The organism is Salmonella sp. 2020_1395, from assembly GCF_043848115.1.
GTDB lineage: Bacteria > Pseudomonadota > Gammaproteobacteria > Enterobacterales > Enterobacteriaceae > Salmonella > Salmonella enterica.
In genome coordinates this window covers 96011-111949 of sequence record NZ_JBCMFH010000011.1, presented here as the reverse complement: position 1 = coordinate 111949, position 15939 = coordinate 96011, and the positions used below count along the sequence as shown (strand labels likewise).

Annotated in this window: 12 protein-coding genes; 2 read left to right on the top strand and 10 right to left on the bottom strand. The window is 54.9% G+C overall.

From position 1 onward, the window contains the following. Positions 1 to 16 precede the first annotated feature (16 nt). From potE to kdpF, 9 genes are all read right to left on the bottom strand, one after another. Positions 17 to 1336 carry a putrescine-ornithine antiporter gene (potE, locus tag ACH0WD_RS17640; RefSeq protein ID WP_000042658.1) on the bottom strand — a complete coding sequence of 440 codons (1320 nt, stop codon included), beginning with the start codon at positions 1334 to 1336 and terminating at the stop codon, positions 17 to 19. Continuing rightward, positions 1333 to 3531 (bottom strand): ornithine decarboxylase SpeF, encoded by a 2199-nt coding sequence (gene speF / locus ACH0WD_RS17635; RefSeq protein ID WP_001292402.1) that lies wholly within the window; start codon positions 3529 to 3531, stop codon positions 1333 to 1335. Before speF ends, potE begins: the two co-directional genes overlap by 4 nt. Before the next feature lie 379 nt (positions 3532 to 3910). Next, the gene (gene speFL, locus ACH0WD_RS17630) at positions 3911 to 4015 is read right to left on the bottom strand and encodes a leader peptide SpeFL (RefSeq protein WP_015632840.1); all 105 of its coding nucleotides are present in this window, start codon (positions 4013 to 4015) and stop codon (positions 3911 to 3913) included. 277 nt (positions 4016 to 4292) lie between these two features. Next, entirely contained in the window at positions 4293 to 4970 is a 678-nt protein-coding gene (gene kdpE / locus ACH0WD_RS17625; RefSeq protein WP_000186053.1) for a two-component system response regulator KdpE, read from the bottom strand. Next, positions 4967 to 7651 carry a two-component system sensor histidine kinase KdpD gene (gene kdpD, locus ACH0WD_RS17620; protein ID WP_000997475.1) on the bottom strand — a complete coding sequence of 895 codons (2685 nt, stop codon included), beginning with the start codon at positions 7649 to 7651 and terminating at the stop codon, positions 4967 to 4969. Before kdpD ends, kdpE begins: the two co-directional genes overlap by 4 nt. Continuing rightward, positions 7648 to 8232, bottom strand: a complete 585-nt coding sequence (gene kdpC, locus ACH0WD_RS17615; protein WP_000579804.1) for a potassium-transporting ATPase subunit KdpC — start codon at positions 8230 to 8232, stop codon at positions 7648 to 7650. The genes kdpD and kdpC overlap by 4 nt, the downstream gene beginning before the upstream one ends. Before the next feature lie 8 nt (positions 8233 to 8240). Next, positions 8241 to 10289 (bottom strand): potassium-transporting ATPase subunit KdpB, encoded by a 2049-nt coding sequence (gene kdpB / locus ACH0WD_RS17610; RefSeq protein ID WP_000088030.1) that lies wholly within the window; start codon positions 10287 to 10289, stop codon positions 8241 to 8243. A 20-nt stretch (positions 10290 to 10309) separates the two neighbouring features. Next, positions 10310 to 11989: a potassium-transporting ATPase subunit KdpA gene (gene kdpA, locus ACH0WD_RS17605; protein WP_000730078.1), complete on the bottom strand. Its 1680-nt coding sequence runs from the start codon at positions 11987 to 11989 to the stop codon at positions 10310 to 10312. Next, positions 11989 to 12078 carry a K(+)-transporting ATPase subunit F gene (gene kdpF, locus ACH0WD_RS17600; protein ID WP_001670793.1) on the bottom strand — a complete coding sequence of 30 codons (90 nt, stop codon included), beginning with the start codon at positions 12076 to 12078 and terminating at the stop codon, positions 11989 to 11991. The genes kdpA and kdpF overlap by 1 nt, the downstream gene beginning before the upstream one ends. A gap of 336 nt (positions 12079 to 12414) precedes the next feature. Between kdpF and ACH0WD_RS17595 the strand changes: the two genes are divergently transcribed. Together ACH0WD_RS17595 and phrB are read left to right on the top strand one after the other, a co-directional pair. Then, a complete protein-coding gene (locus ACH0WD_RS17595; protein ID WP_000401437.1) occupies positions 12415 to 12621 on the top strand; it encodes a YbfA family protein in 207 nt (68 codons plus the stop codon). A 111-nt stretch (positions 12622 to 12732) separates the two neighbouring features. Further along, a complete protein-coding gene (gene phrB / locus ACH0WD_RS17590) occupies positions 12733 to 14154 on the top strand; it encodes a deoxyribodipyrimidine photo-lyase (RefSeq protein ID WP_001142030.1) in 1422 nt (473 codons plus the stop codon). Positions 14155 to 14192: 38 nt separating this feature from the next. On the opposite strand, the gene ACH0WD_RS17585 is transcribed toward phrB, so the two are convergent. Then, positions 14193 to 15674, bottom strand: a complete 1482-nt coding sequence (locus ACH0WD_RS17585) for an MFS transporter (RefSeq protein ID WP_001041123.1) — start codon at positions 15672 to 15674, stop codon at positions 14193 to 14195. Between the last annotated feature and the right edge of the window lie 265 nt (positions 15675 to 15939).

The following is a 15939-nucleotide window of genomic DNA, read 5'->3' as shown; positions in this document are numbered from 1 at the left end:
CAGCCCGGGCGCGCCATCAGCCGTGTTTATTTTTCAATTCAAAACGCGGTGAGACCAGGCCGTATAACGTCCAGCCGAGGAAGGTCACAATTGAGCCGTACAGCATGGCTTCTTCACCGGAGGAATATAGCGCGTAGAAGCTATACATGGCGCCAACGAAGGCTACGAAGTTAGCGACTTTCGCTTTTGATGACGGCACATTCGCCATTTTCTGAATGATAACCAGCGCGGCCATCGACAGAATATACGGAATAATGTTCGTCACCACCGCCAGGTTAACCAGGACGTTAAACTGACTATTCAGCGACGGGCTAATGGTCATCAGCGACAGGCCAGTCTGAATAATCACAATAATCAACATCCCCTGAACCGGCGCGTCGACTTTCGTTACACGAGAGAAGACTTTCGGGAAATAGCCTTCGTCAGCGGAGGATTTAAAGACCTGAGCGATAGTGAACTGCCAGCCCAGCAGCGAGCCGCAGCAGGACATTACCATCAGCGCCATGATCACTTTACCTACCGCAGGCGTGAACATCTGTGCAAACGCCAGACCAAACGGCGCCGTGGAGTTCGCCAGATCCATGTTCGGCACAATCCCGGCAATCACGTTAGTCGAAACGATATAGATGACCGCCGCGCCCAGCGTACCGCCCAGTACCGCAATGGGGACGTTCTTTTCCGGATTCTCGACCACGTCTGCGTTGGCGCAGGCGGATTCCAGTCCAAGAAATGCCCACAACGTCATGGCGATGGAAGAACCGACCGCGCTAAAGAACGGAACATGGTGCGGGTTCCATGACGCTACGTACATGCTGGGGCTAAACCAGAACCAGCCAATGATGCACAGGCCGACAACCGGAATGATGACGCCCCAAACGGTAACGCTACTGATCTGTCCGGTAATACGCGCGCCGCCAAAGTTTGCGATAGTACAAACCCACAATACGGCGATAGTCGCCAGGCCGATCTGGAGCGGCGTCAGCGCGGCGCCGAACAGTTCGGTGCCATAGCCGACAGCAGAGATGGCGATAGCCACGTTGGCGATCAGCAGCGAGACGCCGTAGGTATAGTTCGCCATAAAGTTGCCGGATTTACCGAAGGCATATTCGGCGTAACCGCCCATGCCGCCGGATTTACGGCTAAACATACCGCATTTCGCAAACGCCCAGGCCAGCGCCATCGAGCCGACGGCGGTGACCAGCCAGGAGATAATGGATATCGTGCCGACTTCAGACAGTTTGGTCGGTAGCATGATGATCCCGGAGCCCATCATGTTGACCATAGTCAGAATTGTGAGCTGCACGACACCCATTTTATTGGATTTAGGTTTACTCATAATTTTTCCTCCTTCAGCAGGGAGCGCTGCGCGTCACGAGGTTTAATGACGTAGCACCAGACCTGCTTACGGCCGTCGTGTTCTTCGATATAAACGCCCTGCAGTTCAGGCGCAAAGCCCGGCAGCAGGTTGATCCCTTCTTCCAGGGCGCTGAAGTAACGCAGGACAGAACCGCCCCAGATTTCACCCGGAACTACACACAGCACTCCCGGCGGGTAAGGCAGAGCGCCTTCAGCCGCGATACGACCTTCCGCTTCCGGCAGGCGAACCAGTTCGACCTCGCCGCGCAGATAGGCATAGTTGGCCTCTTGCGGATTCATACTGACTTTCGGGAAATGCGATTTACGGAACATCTCTTTTTGCAGCTGTTTCACGTTGTGCCGCGCATAGAGATCGTGCATCTCCTGGCAAAGCTGACGCAGGGTATAGCCGGCATAACGCGCTTCATGCTGTTTGTAGATGGACGGTAATACTTCCGCTAACGGCGCATCAGCTTCCAGCAGTTTTTCGAAACGAGCCAGCAGGGCGACAAGCTGTTGTAACTTCGCCATGTCTTCTGCCGGCGTCAGCAGGAACAGAATGGAGTTGAGGTCGCATTTTTCCGGCACAACGCCGTTCTCGCGCAGGAAGTTGGCGAGGATCGTGGCAGGAACGCCAAAGTCTTCATATTCGCCGCTTGCTGCATTAATGCCCGGTGTGGTGAGCAGCAGTTTGCAAGGGTCGACAAAGTACTGATGTTCGGCATAGCCTTCAAACGCATGCCAGTGTTCTCCCGGAACGAAGTGGAAGAAGCGTAGATCGCTGGCGATCTCTGATGTCGGGTATGACTGCCACGGCTTACCATCAATCAGTTCCGGTACGAACGGACGGATGTGATGACAGTTTTCGAGGATCAATTTACGAGCATCGATGCCGTTAACCACGCAATCCATCCACATATTGCGACCGCTGACGCCTTCGTGCATTTTGGCGTTAACGTCCAGCGCGGCGAACAGCGGATAGAACGGGCTGGTGGAGGCGTGCATCATAAAGGCGTTGTTCATGCGCTTATGCGGAACGTAGCGCGATTGCCCTTTGATATGGCTATCTTTTTTATGGATCTGCGAGGTCTGGGAGAAACCGGCTTGTTGTTTATGAACGGACTGCGTCACCAGAATACCCGGATCGTTTTCGTTCAGTTCCAGCAGCAGCGGCGAACAATCGGCCATCATCGGAATAAATTGTTCATAGCCGACCCAGGCGGAGTCAAACAGGATGTAGTCGCACAGATGACCAATTTTATCGACGACCTGACGGGCGTTATAAATGGTACCGTCGTAGGTGCCTAACTGGATGACGGCCAGACGGAATGGACGTGCTTCGCGGGCGCGCTGCGGCGCGACTTCGCTAATCAGCTCGCGCAGGTAATCTTCTTCGAAGCAGTGAGCGTCGATCCCGCCGATAAAACCATACGGGTTACGCGCGGTTTCCAGATAAACTGGCGTTGCGCCCGCCTGCAATAATGCGCCGTGGTGGTTAGATTTGTGGTTGTTACGGTCAAACAGAACCAGATCGCCCGGCGTTAACAGCGCGTTGAGTACGACTTTGTTAGAGGAGGAGGTCCCGTTCAGCACAAAGTAGGTCTTATCGGCGTTAAAGACTTTCGCCGCATGTTGCTGCGCAATGCAAGGCGCGCCTTCGTGAATCAGCAGATCGCCCATCGCCACGTCCGCGTTGCATAGGTCGGAGCGGAAGAGCGTTTCGCCAAAGTATTCCACAAACTGATTACCGGCAGGATGACGGCGGAAGAATTCGCCGCCCTGATGCCCCGGGCAGTCAAATGCGCTGTTGCCCTGGTTGACATAATCCACCAGCGCGCGGAAAAACGGCGGACGTAACTGCGTTTCGTAGTGGCTTGCCGCGGTTTCCAACTGGCGACCATAGAAGGCAGTACGGGATTCATTATATTCGAATACACCAGAGATACGCGGCAAATACTCAGGCGGTACGCGCCCTTCGTCATGAGTCGCGACAAACACGGGAATACCGTAACCCGTTGCGTCGATTTCATCGAGTTTTCCGTGTTCAATGTCGTCGATGGATAACACGATGGCAGCCACGTCGATGAAACGACTCTCATCAACATTTACAATATTACGGTGTGTAGAAAAACAATCCGGGCAATGACGGCTAACGGCAATTTTTAATTCTGACATTTTTCATCTCTTTATTTCAGGTAATAGCAGGCCCTCAATTTCTCGCATGAGAAACTGATTCTTCCGGAAAAAATCAAAGCTATCCCGCTGATAAAAAAATCAGTAAATTAGCTTTATTTTAGATGTAATAAATCCCAACCCGTCCGGTTGCAGGAAATTCAGGATTTAAGGAGTTGAGTACTACGATATACAGGCAGAAACCGCGATAACTAAAATTGCGCTGAGTCGGAATTTCTTCTGTCAAACCACATAGTTAGCTGGCTGGGCGTAAAGGAATTACCGTACTGTCGCTTTTAACAATTCGAGTTATTTAGGCAATAGACCTGAATGACATAAGGGTCGGAAAGACCTGTATGCTGAAGTACCCGTAGCAGAAAAACTACCGGGCATTAAAGAAATGAAAGTCGAAACTATTACGGTGGGCAAACATCATAATATGCGTTGTCCGCCTTATATGGGGCATAAAACGATTATTATTTTCCATTTTGAGGTCCTTTCATTGATTTATTGAAAGCATGGATATTTTATCCAGGAAGCGCCAGCAATCTGTGAACCAGATCAACAAAAAACGATCATTTGAAAAATAATTAGTCGGCGATTATGCATATCGTGCTGTGAAATAACGGATTGTTTCTTAAATGTTAATTATATGTTTTTTATATTCTCCATAAAATATAATATCGCCGCGAAAATAATTATTCGCGACGCCGAAAATAAATGACATAAAAATTAGAAGTTATTTAAAAATAATGAATAGCTATTCACGGCATAAAGCGATAGCCAATTCCGGTTTCGGTAATAAAATGGCGTGGGCGGGTGGGATCTTGTTCCAGTTTCTGGCGTAAATGTCCCATATAGATGCGCAAATAGTGGCTATGCTCCACGGCGTTAGGGCCCCAGACCTGGTTTAATAACTGCCGTTGGGTTAATACCTTGCCGGCATTATTGAGTAATACCGCCAGCAGGCGGAACTCAATCGGTGTCAGATGGATTTCTTCGTCGCCACGGTGGATTAACCGTGCGGCGAGATCGACCGTCACGCCGGAAAAGCGGACGATCGGATCGGCGCAAGGGCTGGCGGCGTGCCGTCGCAGCGCGACACGCAAACGCGCCTGCAACTCGCCAATGCCGAATGGCTTGCTCAGGTAATCATCAGCTCCGGCGTCAAGCGCGGCAATCTTATCGCTTTCTTCGCTGCGGGCGGAAAGGACAATCACCGGTATTGCGCTCCACTGACGCAGGTCGCGAATAAAATCGATTCCGTCGCCGTCTGGCAGGCCGAGATCGAGAATAATCAGATCGGGCTTTCGCGTGGCGGCTTCCAGTAAACCACGTTGTAATGTTTCAGCTTCATACACGCGCAGGCCGTCGCCTTCCAGCGCGGCGCGCAGAAAGCGGCGGATGGCCTGTTCATCTTCAACAATCAGAACGTTTGTCACATATCCTCATGAAAATCATCAAGTTCAGGTGGCTTTCCTTGCGGCAGCGTCACACGGAAACAGGCGCCGCCCTGCGGTCGATTATAGGCGGTAAGCGTGCCGCCGTGTACCTCTACGATAGCATGGCAAATCGCCAGCCCCAGCCCCACGCCGGGGACGGCGGACTCTTTGTTGCCGCGGGCGAACTTATCGAAAATCTTCTGTTCTTGCCCCGCAGGAATACCCGGCCCGTTATCCCAGACATCCAGTTGTAAACGATCGTCCTTAACCGCAGCATCAATGCCGATACTGGCCTGCGGTCCGGCGTACTTAACGGCGTTTTCCAGCAAGTTGATCAGGACACGCTCAAATAAGGGGCCATCGACATGGATAAGCGTTAACTGTTGCGGCAGCGACAATGTAATCGGATGCAATAAACCCGGCTCTAACATCTGTAACGCGCTACCGACGACCTCTTCCAGCGTCAGCCACTCTTTTTTAAGATTAAACCCGCCGGACTCAATACGCGCCATATCCAGCAAATTATTCACCAGCCGGGTGGTGTTGAGAATATGCTGGCGGATTTCACTGGCCTGACGCGCGTGGGGCGATCCTGCGCTGGCTAAATCCAGCGTCAAAATTTCCGCCTGGCCGAACAATACCGTCAGCGGCGTGCGTAAATCATGCGACAGCGCCGCCAGCAGAGCGTTGCGAATACTTTCGCGCTCGCTGGCGAGACGCGCCTGTTCTTCGCTGGCGGTCAGCGTCAGTCGTTCCAGAGCGTTGGCGACAAGCAGAGTGAATGTTTCCAGCAGACGTTGCTGCTCCGGCACCATTAACTGACGCAAATTACCCGGTTCGACGATAGCCAGACCGTACGTTTTATCGGCGCTTTTCAGCGGCAGGATTTGATAAGGCACGCCAGGGAGGGTATCGGTGCCTGCGCCGGCAGGCTGGCCTTTATCAAAACTCCAGCGCGCAATTGCGTCGTCCCACGGCGTCATGCCTTGCTGGTGGGTGAGAGGCAGCAACTTACCGTTAGCATCAGGTAATAAAATTTGGCTGCGCGCCTGGAACGTCGAGGCGATAAACCGCTCGCTGGTCGCGGCGATATCATGTTCGCTACGCCCGACGGCCAGCGCTTTAGACATTTCATATAAATGGCGGGTACGCTGTTCCCGATAACGGGCGACGCGCGCCTGATAGCGCACCCCGGCAGTAAGATTGCCAATTACCAGACCAACCGTCAGCATCACGGCAAAGGTCAGCAAATATTGCACGTCCGAAACGGCGAGCGTACCGCGTGGCGCGATAAAAAAGAGATCGAAACTCGCCACGTTAATCACCGTCGCCACCACCGACGGCCAGCGTCCGTAAAGCAGTGCAATCACTACTACACCCAGCAAATAGAGCATTACCAGATTGGCGGCGTCAAAGGTGACAAGCCACTGCATAGCGATAAGCGTGGTGATGGCGCAAAGCGCCACGGCGACCAGACAGCCCTGAATCTGCCCACGCCATTTCTCTTTAAAAGGCCGGTTATCAGGCGTTTGCGCCAACGCGCGGGCTGGCGGCTCTTCCAGCGCGACGATCACCTGATCGAGATCCGGCGCGCGCCTGGCAAGACGGTCGGCGAAAGCGTCACGTCGCCACCAGCGTCGCGACGCCGGACGGCCCATGACGATTTTCCCCAGATTATGCTCGCGGGCATAGCGCACGACCGCTTTCTCTTCGGCGGGATCGGACAGGGTGGCGGTTTCCGCGCCAAGCTCCTGCGCCAGGCGCAGCGCGCTTAAAATAGCCCGCCGTTGTTTTTCCGGTAAGCGGTGTAACGTTGGCGTTTCGACATAGACGGCGTGCCAGACGCTGCCGAGCCGGGAGGCCAGACGCGCCGCGGTACGCACCAGTTTTTCGCTGCCGGTGTTATGCCCGATACACAGTAAAATCGCATCGCGGGTATGCCATACTTTTTCTTCGCCCGGATGCGCGCGCCAGGCGCGCATCTGATCGTCCACGCGATCGGCTGTCCGGCGTAGCGCCAGCTCGCGGAGGGCGATCAGATTGCCCTTGCGGAAAAAATGTTCAATAGCGCGTTCCGCCTGACCGGCGATATACACTTTACCTTCGTTGAGCCGTTGGCGCAGATCGTCGGGCGGCAGATCGACCAGTACGACTTCATCAGCGGCATCAAAAAAGGGATCGGGGACGGTTTCGCGCACCTGAATCCCCGTGACGCCGCTCACCACATCGTTCAGACTTTCCAGATGTTGTACGTTCACGGTGGTGAAAACGTCGATTCCCGCTTCCAGCAGCTCTTCAATATCCTGCCAGCGCTTAGGATGGCGTGAGCCAGGCGCGTTACTGTGCGCCAGCTCATCCATTAAAATCAGCGCCGGACGCCGGGCGAGGGCGGCATCCAGGTCAAATTCGCGAATTTGCCGCCCCCGGTGCGAGTGACGTCTTGGCGGCAGAATGGTCAGCCCGTCAAGTAGTGCGGCGGTCTCTTCACGGCCGTGCGTCTCTACAACGCCGATCACCACATCCAGCCCCTGCGCTCGCAGCCGCTGCGCTTGCGCCAGCATCGCCCAGGTTTTTCCGACGCCTGCGCAGGCGCCGAAGAAAATTTTCAACTTCCCCCGGTGGGGCGGGGGCGTTTGTTCCAACAAGCGATCCGGATCAGGACGCAAGGGTTCGTCGTTCATTTCGCTCTGTGTCCCTGTAGCGCATCCAGCGCCAGATTAAGCTCAACAATATTCACCACCGGTTGCCCAAGAAAGCGCGCCAGCGGCCTGTGCGTATATTCTGCAACCAGTTGCGCGACCTGTTCAACGGGAAGCTGGCGAGCCGCCGCCACGCGGGGGATTTGCCATGCCGCGGCGCCGGGCGTCAGATTATTATCCAGCCCGCTTGCCGACGCCGTCGCCAGCTCAACCGGAACCGCGGAACTCGCCTGGGGGTTAGCGGCGCGTAGCGCGGCGACACGGGCCTGTATTTGCGCATCCAGTTCGGGATTGCTGGCGGCCAGGTTGCTTCCGCCCGACGCCAGTGGATTATAAGGCGTATCGGCGGTGGCGGAGGGCCGGCCATGAAAATAACCCGCGGCGGTAAACGATTGTCCGATAAGCGCTGAGCCGCGTATCACATTGTCTTTATGAATCAGCGAGCCATTAGCCTGCCAGGGAAACCACCACTGCCCCAACGCCGTGGTCAGAAGCGGATACACGCCGCCGGTCAATAACAGCAGAAATAACATTGTCGAAAAAGCAGGACGTAAACCGATCATCATACACCTCATGCCAGACCCAGCAGGGTCAGCAGCACATCAATCACTTTGATGCCAATAAACGGCACCACCAGACCACCCAGACCATAGTTCCATAAATTACGGCGCAGCATGGCCGATGCGGAAAGCGGCTTATAACTCACACCTTTTAATGCCAGCGGGATCAGAAAAATGATAATCAGGGCGTTAAAGATCACCGCGCTCAGAATGGCGGAGTTCGGCGAATGCAGCCCCATCACGTTGAGCGCGTTTAGCTGCGGATAGGTAGCGGCAAACGCGGCGGGAATAATGGCGAAATATTTCGCTACATCATTCGCGATACTGAAGGTGGTGAGCGAGCCGCGCGTCATCAGCATCTGCTTACCGATATGCACCACTTCAATCAACTTGGTCGGGTTAGAGTCCAGATCCACCATATTACCGGCTTCTTTCGCCGCCTGGGTGCCGGAGTTCATCGCCACCGCGACGTCAGCCTGCGCCAGCGCCGGGGCATCGTTAGTGCCGTCGCCGGTCATGGCGACCAGCCGTCCTTCCGCCTGATATTGACGGATCAACGCCAGCTTGGCTTCCGGCGTGGCTTCGGCAAGAAAATCGTCCACACCGGCTTCGGCGGCAATCGCTGCCGCCGTCAGGCGGTTATCGCCAGTGATCATCACCGTTTTAATACCCATCTTTCGTAGCTGGGCGAAACGTTCTTTAATGCCGCCTTTAACGATATCCTTGAGGGTGATAACACCCAGTACGCGCGCGCCTTCCACGACCACCAGCGGCGTCGCGCCCAGACGCGCCACGTTCTCGACGTTTTGCTCGACATCGGCGGGAAAATGGCCGCCATTGCTCTCGACATGACGCCGAATCGCGTCCACCGAGCCTTTACGGATCATCCGGTTATCGATATTAATCCCGCTCATGCGGCTTTGCGCGGTAAACGGAACAAAGGTGGCATGAAGCGACTGCACATCGCGTTCACGCAGGTTAAAGCGCTGTTTGGCGAGGATCACAATGCTGCGGCCTTCCGGCGTTTCGTCGGCCAGCGAAGCGAGCTGCGCGGCGTCAGCCAGCGTGCGTTCGTCCACCCCTCGGGCGGGTATAAAATCGGACGCCTGGCGGTTGCCGAGCGTGATAGTGCCGGTTTTATCCAACAGTAACACGTCGACATCGCCCGCGGCTTCTACGGCGCGGCCGCTGGTGGCGATGACGTTCGCGCCCAACATTCGGCTCATTCCGGCTACGCCAATGGCGGAGAGTAGCCCGCCGATGGTGGTGGGGATCAGGCACACCAGCAACGCTACCAACACGGTGACGCTGACCGCGTTACCGCCCCAGGCGGAGAAGGGCCACAGGGTGGCGGTCGCCAGTAAAAAGACAATGGTCAGGGCGATGAGCAAAATCGTCAGGGCAATCTCGTTAGGCGTTTTCCGCCGCTGCGCGCCTTCCACCATCGCGATCATCCGGTCAAGAAAGGTTTCGCCAGGATTGACGCTACAGGCAATCACCAGCCAGTCGGAAAGAATTCGCGTGCCGCCGGTGACAGAGGCGAAATCGCCGCCGGACTCACGGATCACGGGCGCGGATTCGCCGGTAATCGCACTTTCATCCACCGAGGCGCCGCCTTCGATGACCTCGCCGTCGCAGGGAATAATATCGCCCGCTTTGACCAGGACAATGTCGCCTTTCCGCAGTTCAGCGGCGGGCACGTTATCGGCCTGCGCATCATGGCGAGGGGCGCGCAGGCGGCGAGCGAACGCGGTCTTTTTCACTCCTTTCAGACTGTTTGCCTGGGCTTTGCTGCGGCCTTCCGCCAGCGCTTCGGCAAAATTGGCGAACAGTACGGTGAACCATAACCACAGGCTGATAATCCCTGTAAACAAGGCGCTTCCCGCTATTTGTCCTGTTACCATAGCGAGCGTTAACAGAGTGGTTAGCACGCTGCCGGCCCAGACCACAAACATCACCGGGTTACGCCACTGGGCGCGTGGGCTTAATTTTTTTACGGCATCCGTTAGCGCCTGTACGAGTAAAACAGGTTCAAACAGCGCCAGTTGCTTGCGACTCATATCAATGTACTCCACATCGCTCAAGGTAAAGAGAAATGTTCCGCTACCGGGCCAAGCGCCAGGGCAGGAATAAACGTCAGCGCGCCGACCAGCAGTACCGTGCCGATGAGCAGTCCAATAAATAGCGCGCCGTGGGTCGCCAGCGTTCCCTGACTGGCCGGCTGTACTTTTTTACTGACCAGCGATCCGGCGATGGCCATGACAGGAATAATCACGCCGAAACGTCCGACGAACATGCAGAACGCCAGCAAACAGTTCCAGAAAGGCGAGTTAGCGCTCAGACCCGCAAAGGCGCTACCGTTGTTGTTGGCGGCAGAGGAGACGGCATATAGCACTTCGCTAAAACCGTGCGGGCCAGGGTTCAGCATTGCGCTGCGTCCGGCATCCGTCATCATCGCCAGCGCCGAACCCAACAAGACCAGCATCGGCGTGACCAGAATCGCCAGCGCGGTCATTTTCATTTCGCGCACGTCGATTTTTTTCCCCAGATACTCCGGCGTGCGACCGATCATCAGCCCCGCGATAAACACCGCCAGCAGGACAAACAGCAACATGCCGTACAGGCCTGAACCGACGCCGCCAAAGACCACTTCGCCAATTTGCATCAGCCACATCGGCACCATACCGCCCAGAGCGGTAAACGAGTCGTGCATGGCATTTACCGCCCCGCAGGACGCCGCAGTCGTGACGACGGCAAACAGGCTGCTGGCCAGCACGCCAAAGCGTGTTTCTTTACCCTCCATGTTGACGCTACTGTCCGCGCCTGCCGCCAACAGATGTGGATTTCCCTGAACTTCCGCCCACATCACTACCGCTACGCAGACCACAAAAATGAATGACATTGCCCACAGTAGCGCGCGTCCCTGACGGCGATCGCCCGCCGCTTCGCCAAAGGCGAAACAGAGCGCGGCTGGAATCAAAAATATCGCCAGCATCTGCGCCAGATTAGTGAGCGCGGTGGGGTTTTCGAACGGATGCGAAGAGTTGGCGTTAAAGAAACCGCCGCCGTTAGTGCCAAGCATTTTGATCGCCTCCTGCGAAGCAACCGGCCCCATCGGCAAGAGTTGTTTAGCGCCTTCAAGGGTGGTGATGGGCTGATAAGCCGACAGGTTTTGCGGTACGCCTTGTTGGATAAAAAACAGCGCGATAATTAACGCGACAGGAAATAATATCCATAGCGTAATGCGTACCAGATCCTGCCAGGCATTACCCAGCGTGTGCACATTCTGGCGCGTAAAGGCGCGGATAAGCGCAAAAACCACCGCAATCCCGGTCGCCGCCGACAGGAAATTTTGCACCGTCAGCCCGGCCATCTGGCTAAAGTAGCTCAGCGTGCTTTCGCCGCTGTAGGCTTGCCAGTTGGTATTGGTGACAAAGCTGACGGCGGTATTCAGCGCCAGATCCCAGGACAGCCCCGGTAGCCGCTGCGGATTTAAGGGCAGCCACTCCTGCCAGAATAGCAGGCAAAACAGGATGCCCAGTCCCAGCAGATTGAGCGTCAGTAGCGCCAGTAAATACTGACGCCAGTTCATTTCGTGGTCGGTAATGCCAAGAGTCCGCCAGAGGATACGCTCAACGCCAGCCACGCCCGGCAACGGAACGGCGGCGATGAGCCTTGCCAGGCCCGAACCCAACGGTTTCGCCAGTACCAATAAAATCAGTAAAAAACTGGCGATCAGTAAAAATCCTTGCGCGGCCATCAGAACGCCTCCGCATTAATTAGGGCATAGACCAGATAACCTAAAAGTAAGAAAACCAGCACGATGCCGGTTATCACGCCTGCACTCACAGAGCACCTCCAGTGGCATTGTTTTACTCCTGAGCAAGGTAATTTTTTGGCTGCAAAGATTTCGCAAAAATTGGCGGGCGGAGTGTAAAAAAAGTATAAAAATGGCAAAGACCATTATTTAACTAATGGTTAGTATTAATTTAACCTTTTTGTAACTAATTTACGCTTTGAATGTAAATCTGCTGGAAAAGCGTGAAAATAAGTGGTCGGATGAGTAGTAAAATTACACCGAAAGCGGTACTATTTTAATCAGGTAACGAGGTTCAATTTTTCGGTGCTATTCACCGATTCAATCTATACCGGGGCGGGTAGCGTCGGTATAAAGGGGGGAAACGTATGGAACACTATAAAGACTATCCGGCGCATGTCATTTTTGTCCGTCGTGCTTTCGCGGTGATCGCAGGCGTGCTGGCGCTGCCGGTGATGCTCTTCTGGAAAGACCGCGCGCGTTTTTATAGTTATCTGCACCGTGTCTGGTCGAAAACCAGTGATAAACCGGTATGGATGGCGCAGGCTGAAAAAGCCACCTGCGACTTTTATTAATCGCGACCAGCCTGAAAAAACCGTCAGCCGCCACGCTGGCGGTTTTTTTATGCGCCAGGGTCTACACTGTTTAACGCTATTCGCCGTGACGTTTCATCTTTCAGGAGTTGTATGCCCACCCATTTAGTCTGGTTCAGGCGCGATCTGCGTTTACAGGATAACCTTGCGCTGGCCGCCGCCTGCCGCGATGCATCCGCGCGGGTGCTGGCGCTTTATATTTCCACCCCCGCGCAGTGGCAGGCCCATGATATGGCGCCGCGGCAGGCGGCATTCATCAGCGCGCAGCTCAATGCGCTACAGACGGCCCTTGCAGAGAAAGGCATTCCGCTGCTGTTTCATGAAGTGGCGGATTTTAACGCCAGTATTAAAACGGTCAAAAACGTTTGCCGACAGCATGACGTCAGCCATCTGTTTTATAACTATCAGTATGAGTTTAACGAGCGTCAGCGTGATGCGGCGGTGGAAAAAACGCTGCCCTCTGTCATCTGCGAAGGCTTTGACGATAGCGTGATTCTGGCGCCCGGCGCGGTGATGACCGGCAATCATGAAATGTATAAAGTTTTTACGCCGTTTAAAAACGCCTGGTTGAAACGGCTAAAAGAGGATATTCCGCCATGCGTTCCGGCCCCGAAGATCCGGGTGAGCGGCGCGCTTTCTACACCCTTAACGCCAGTCTCGCTTAACTACCCGCAACAGGCGTTTGACGCCGCGCTTTTCCCGGTGGAAGAAAACGCGGTCATCGCGCAGCTACGTCAGTTTTGCGCGCAGGGCGCAGACGGGTATGAGTCACGGCGGGATTTCCCTGCGGTCGACGGCACCAGTCGGCTTTCCGCCAGCCTGGCGACGGGTGGCCTGTCGCCGCGACAGTGCCTGCACCGATTACTGGCGGAGCAGCCGCAGGCGCTGGACGGCGGACCGGGAAGCGTCTGGTTGAATGAACTCATCTGGCGGGAATTTTACCGTCATTTAATGACCTGGTATCCGGCATTATGCAAACACCAGCCGTTTATCCGCTGGACAAAACGCGTCGCGTGGCAGGAGAACTCACACTATTTTCAGGCATGGCAGAAAGGCGAAACCGGTTATCCCATTGTCGATGCGGCGATGCGCCAGCTTAACGCGACGGGCTGGATGCATAACCGTTTACGCATGATTACCGCCAGCTTTCTGGTAAAAGATCTGCTGATTGACTGGCGGTTGGGGGAGCGCTATTTCATGTCGCAGCTTATTGACGGCGATCTTGCCGCCAATAATGGCGGCTGGCAGTGGGCCGCTTCAACCGGTACTGATGCCGCGCCTTATTTTCGTATTTTTAATCCCACGACTCAGGGAGAGAGGTTCGATCGCGACGGCGAATTTATCCGCCAGTGGCTACCGGCATTACGCGATATCCCTGGAAAAGCGATTCACGAGCCGTGGCGGTGGGCGGAAAAAGCGGGAGTCGTGCTTGATTATCCTCGGCCTATTGTGGAGCACAAACAGGCGAGAATCGCGACGCTTTCCGCCTATGAGGCGGCGAGAAAAGGGGCGTGATACAGGCCCGGTAGCGCAAACTACCGGGCCTTCTGCTATCAGGATTCGACGGCCAGCGCGCGGCTTTTGAATTTGAAGGACTGATACAGCCAAATCAGCAGGACAACCCCTACGCAGGCTAACGCGCCCCAGGTGATCTGTTCAAAAACATCCACATAGGCGTTGATGGCGTAATTAACCGCGCCGCTGGCGTCGAAGGCGCTTTGCGAGGTCTGGTCAGCGATGACGCCTGCCAGATAGTTAGCTATCGCGCCGGACAGCAGCATATAAATTCCGGTTAATACGCCGGTGACGCCGGGGATATCAATGCGCGTAATTTGCGACATGGCGACCGGGTCGATAAACAGCTCGGCAAAGCCCATCACCGCCAGTCCCAGCACCATTAGCGGCATTGAAGAGTGTCCGTAAGCGGCGGACCAGCGTGCGCTCAGGGTCAGAATACAGAATCCGGCGCTCATCAGACCGAGACCCAGCGCGAATTTGCCCCAGATACGCACGGTGCGATTACCGCTTACGCTCTCTTTAACCAGCCAGGCCAGGACGACCCCACACAGCATCACGGCAAAGGCGTTCACCGACTGGAACATGGCGGTAGGAACGGAATAGCCCAGAATATCGCGGTTCACAAAGCGGTCGATATACAGGCTGATAGAACTGCCGCCCTGCTGGGCAAACGCCCAGAACAGCATACTGAACAGGGTCAGGGTGACAATCAGCCCCAGTTCTTTGCGCTGTTTGGCCGTTTGCGCCTGACGATAAATTTTTGCCAGCACGACCAGGCCGATCGCGGTCGCCACAATTAAGGCATAGACTGACCATTCTTTCCAGAACAGAACGGTAATCAGCAACGGCGCCGCTACCAGCAAAATTAACAGCCAGCCCCAGTTCGGCAGCAGGTAGTTTCTGGCGCACAACACGGCTTTATTCACGCCGGTGGTGTGGGTGAAATGACGATTTCCACACAGGAAGATCACTAACCCCGCAAGCATACCAATGGCAGCGAGCGCAAAGCCCATCGCCCAACTGTACTCCTCTTGCACATAGCCGCAGGCGATAGGCGCCACGATCGAACCAATATTACCCGCTGCGTAAAGCAGCGAGAACCCGCCGTCGCGGCGCGGATCTTCCGGCTGGTACAGTTCGCCCAGCAGGCAGCTAATATTCGATTTAAACAGGCCGTAGCCGCAGACAATGATCGCCAGCGACAGATAAAGGAATGTCGGCGCGATCTCACTGGCGCCCAGCACTAAATGACCTATAGCCATTAAAAATGCGCCCAGCATGACTGCCATTCGGTTGCCAAGCACCTTATCCGCCAGATAGCCGCCAAGAATCGGCGTTACGTAGACCAGCGAACAATAAGCGCTGAATAACTCATAGGCGTGGTTATCGTCGTATTTTAGCTGATTGGTGAGATAAAGAATCAGTAGGGCGCGCATACCATAAAAGCTGAAGTACTCCCAAATTTGCAGGGCGACAACGTAGTAAATAGCGCGGGGTTGAGATGCTTGTTTATTCATCGTATTTCCGGGATAGAGGCACTGCGGCAAGAAAGCGGGCATCTCAGATAATGCCTTTCTTTGTGGGCTTATTAAGCCTGCCGCATCGCCGTGTTTCCTTAAAGTTACCAACATGATACAGAACTGATTTTTTCTGCAATATGCGTTCTGATTGCATAAATATACATGAAATCGATCGTGTTTTGCTAAGTAATTTGCGCCAAACCCGGGGGTGATTGTTTCTTGATGTGTCAAACAAATGTTTATCGACGAACGGCTAACGGGA

Excerpts from the sequence above, each read along its gene's own strand:
- ACH0WD_RS17595 (WP_000401437.1), top strand. The coding sequence starts at position 12,415 with ATGGAACACTATAAAGACTATCCGGCGCATGTCATTTTTGTCCGTCGT.
- speFL (WP_015632840.1), bottom strand. The coding sequence starts at position 4,015 with ATGGAAAATAATAATCGTTTTATGCCCCATATAAGGCGGACAACGCAT.
- phrB (WP_001142030.1), top strand. The coding sequence starts at position 12,733 with ATGCCCACCCATTTAGTCTGGTTCAGGCGCGATCTGCGTTTACAGGAT.
- kdpD (WP_000997475.1), bottom strand. The coding sequence starts at position 7,651 with ATGAACGACGAACCCTTGCGTCCTGATCCGGATCGCTTGTTGGAACAA.
- kdpA (WP_000730078.1), bottom strand. The coding sequence starts at position 11,989 with ATGGCCGCGCAAGGATTTTTACTGATCGCCAGTTTTTTACTGATTTTA.
- kdpC (WP_000579804.1), bottom strand. The coding sequence starts at position 8,232 with ATGATCGGTTTACGTCCTGCTTTTTCGACAATGTTATTTCTGCTGTTA.
- speF (WP_001292402.1), bottom strand. The coding sequence starts at position 3,531 with ATGTCAGAATTAAAAATTGCCGTTAGCCGTCATTGCCCGGATTGTTTT.
- kdpB (WP_000088030.1), bottom strand. The coding sequence starts at position 10,289 with ATGAGTCGCAAGCAACTGGCGCTGTTTGAACCTGTTTTACTCGTACAG.
- ACH0WD_RS17585 (WP_001041123.1), bottom strand. The coding sequence starts at position 15,674 with ATGAATAAACAAGCATCTCAACCCCGCGCTATTTACTACGTTGTCGCC.
- potE (WP_000042658.1), bottom strand. The coding sequence starts at position 1,336 with ATGAGTAAACCTAAATCCAATAAAATGGGTGTCGTGCAGCTCACAATT.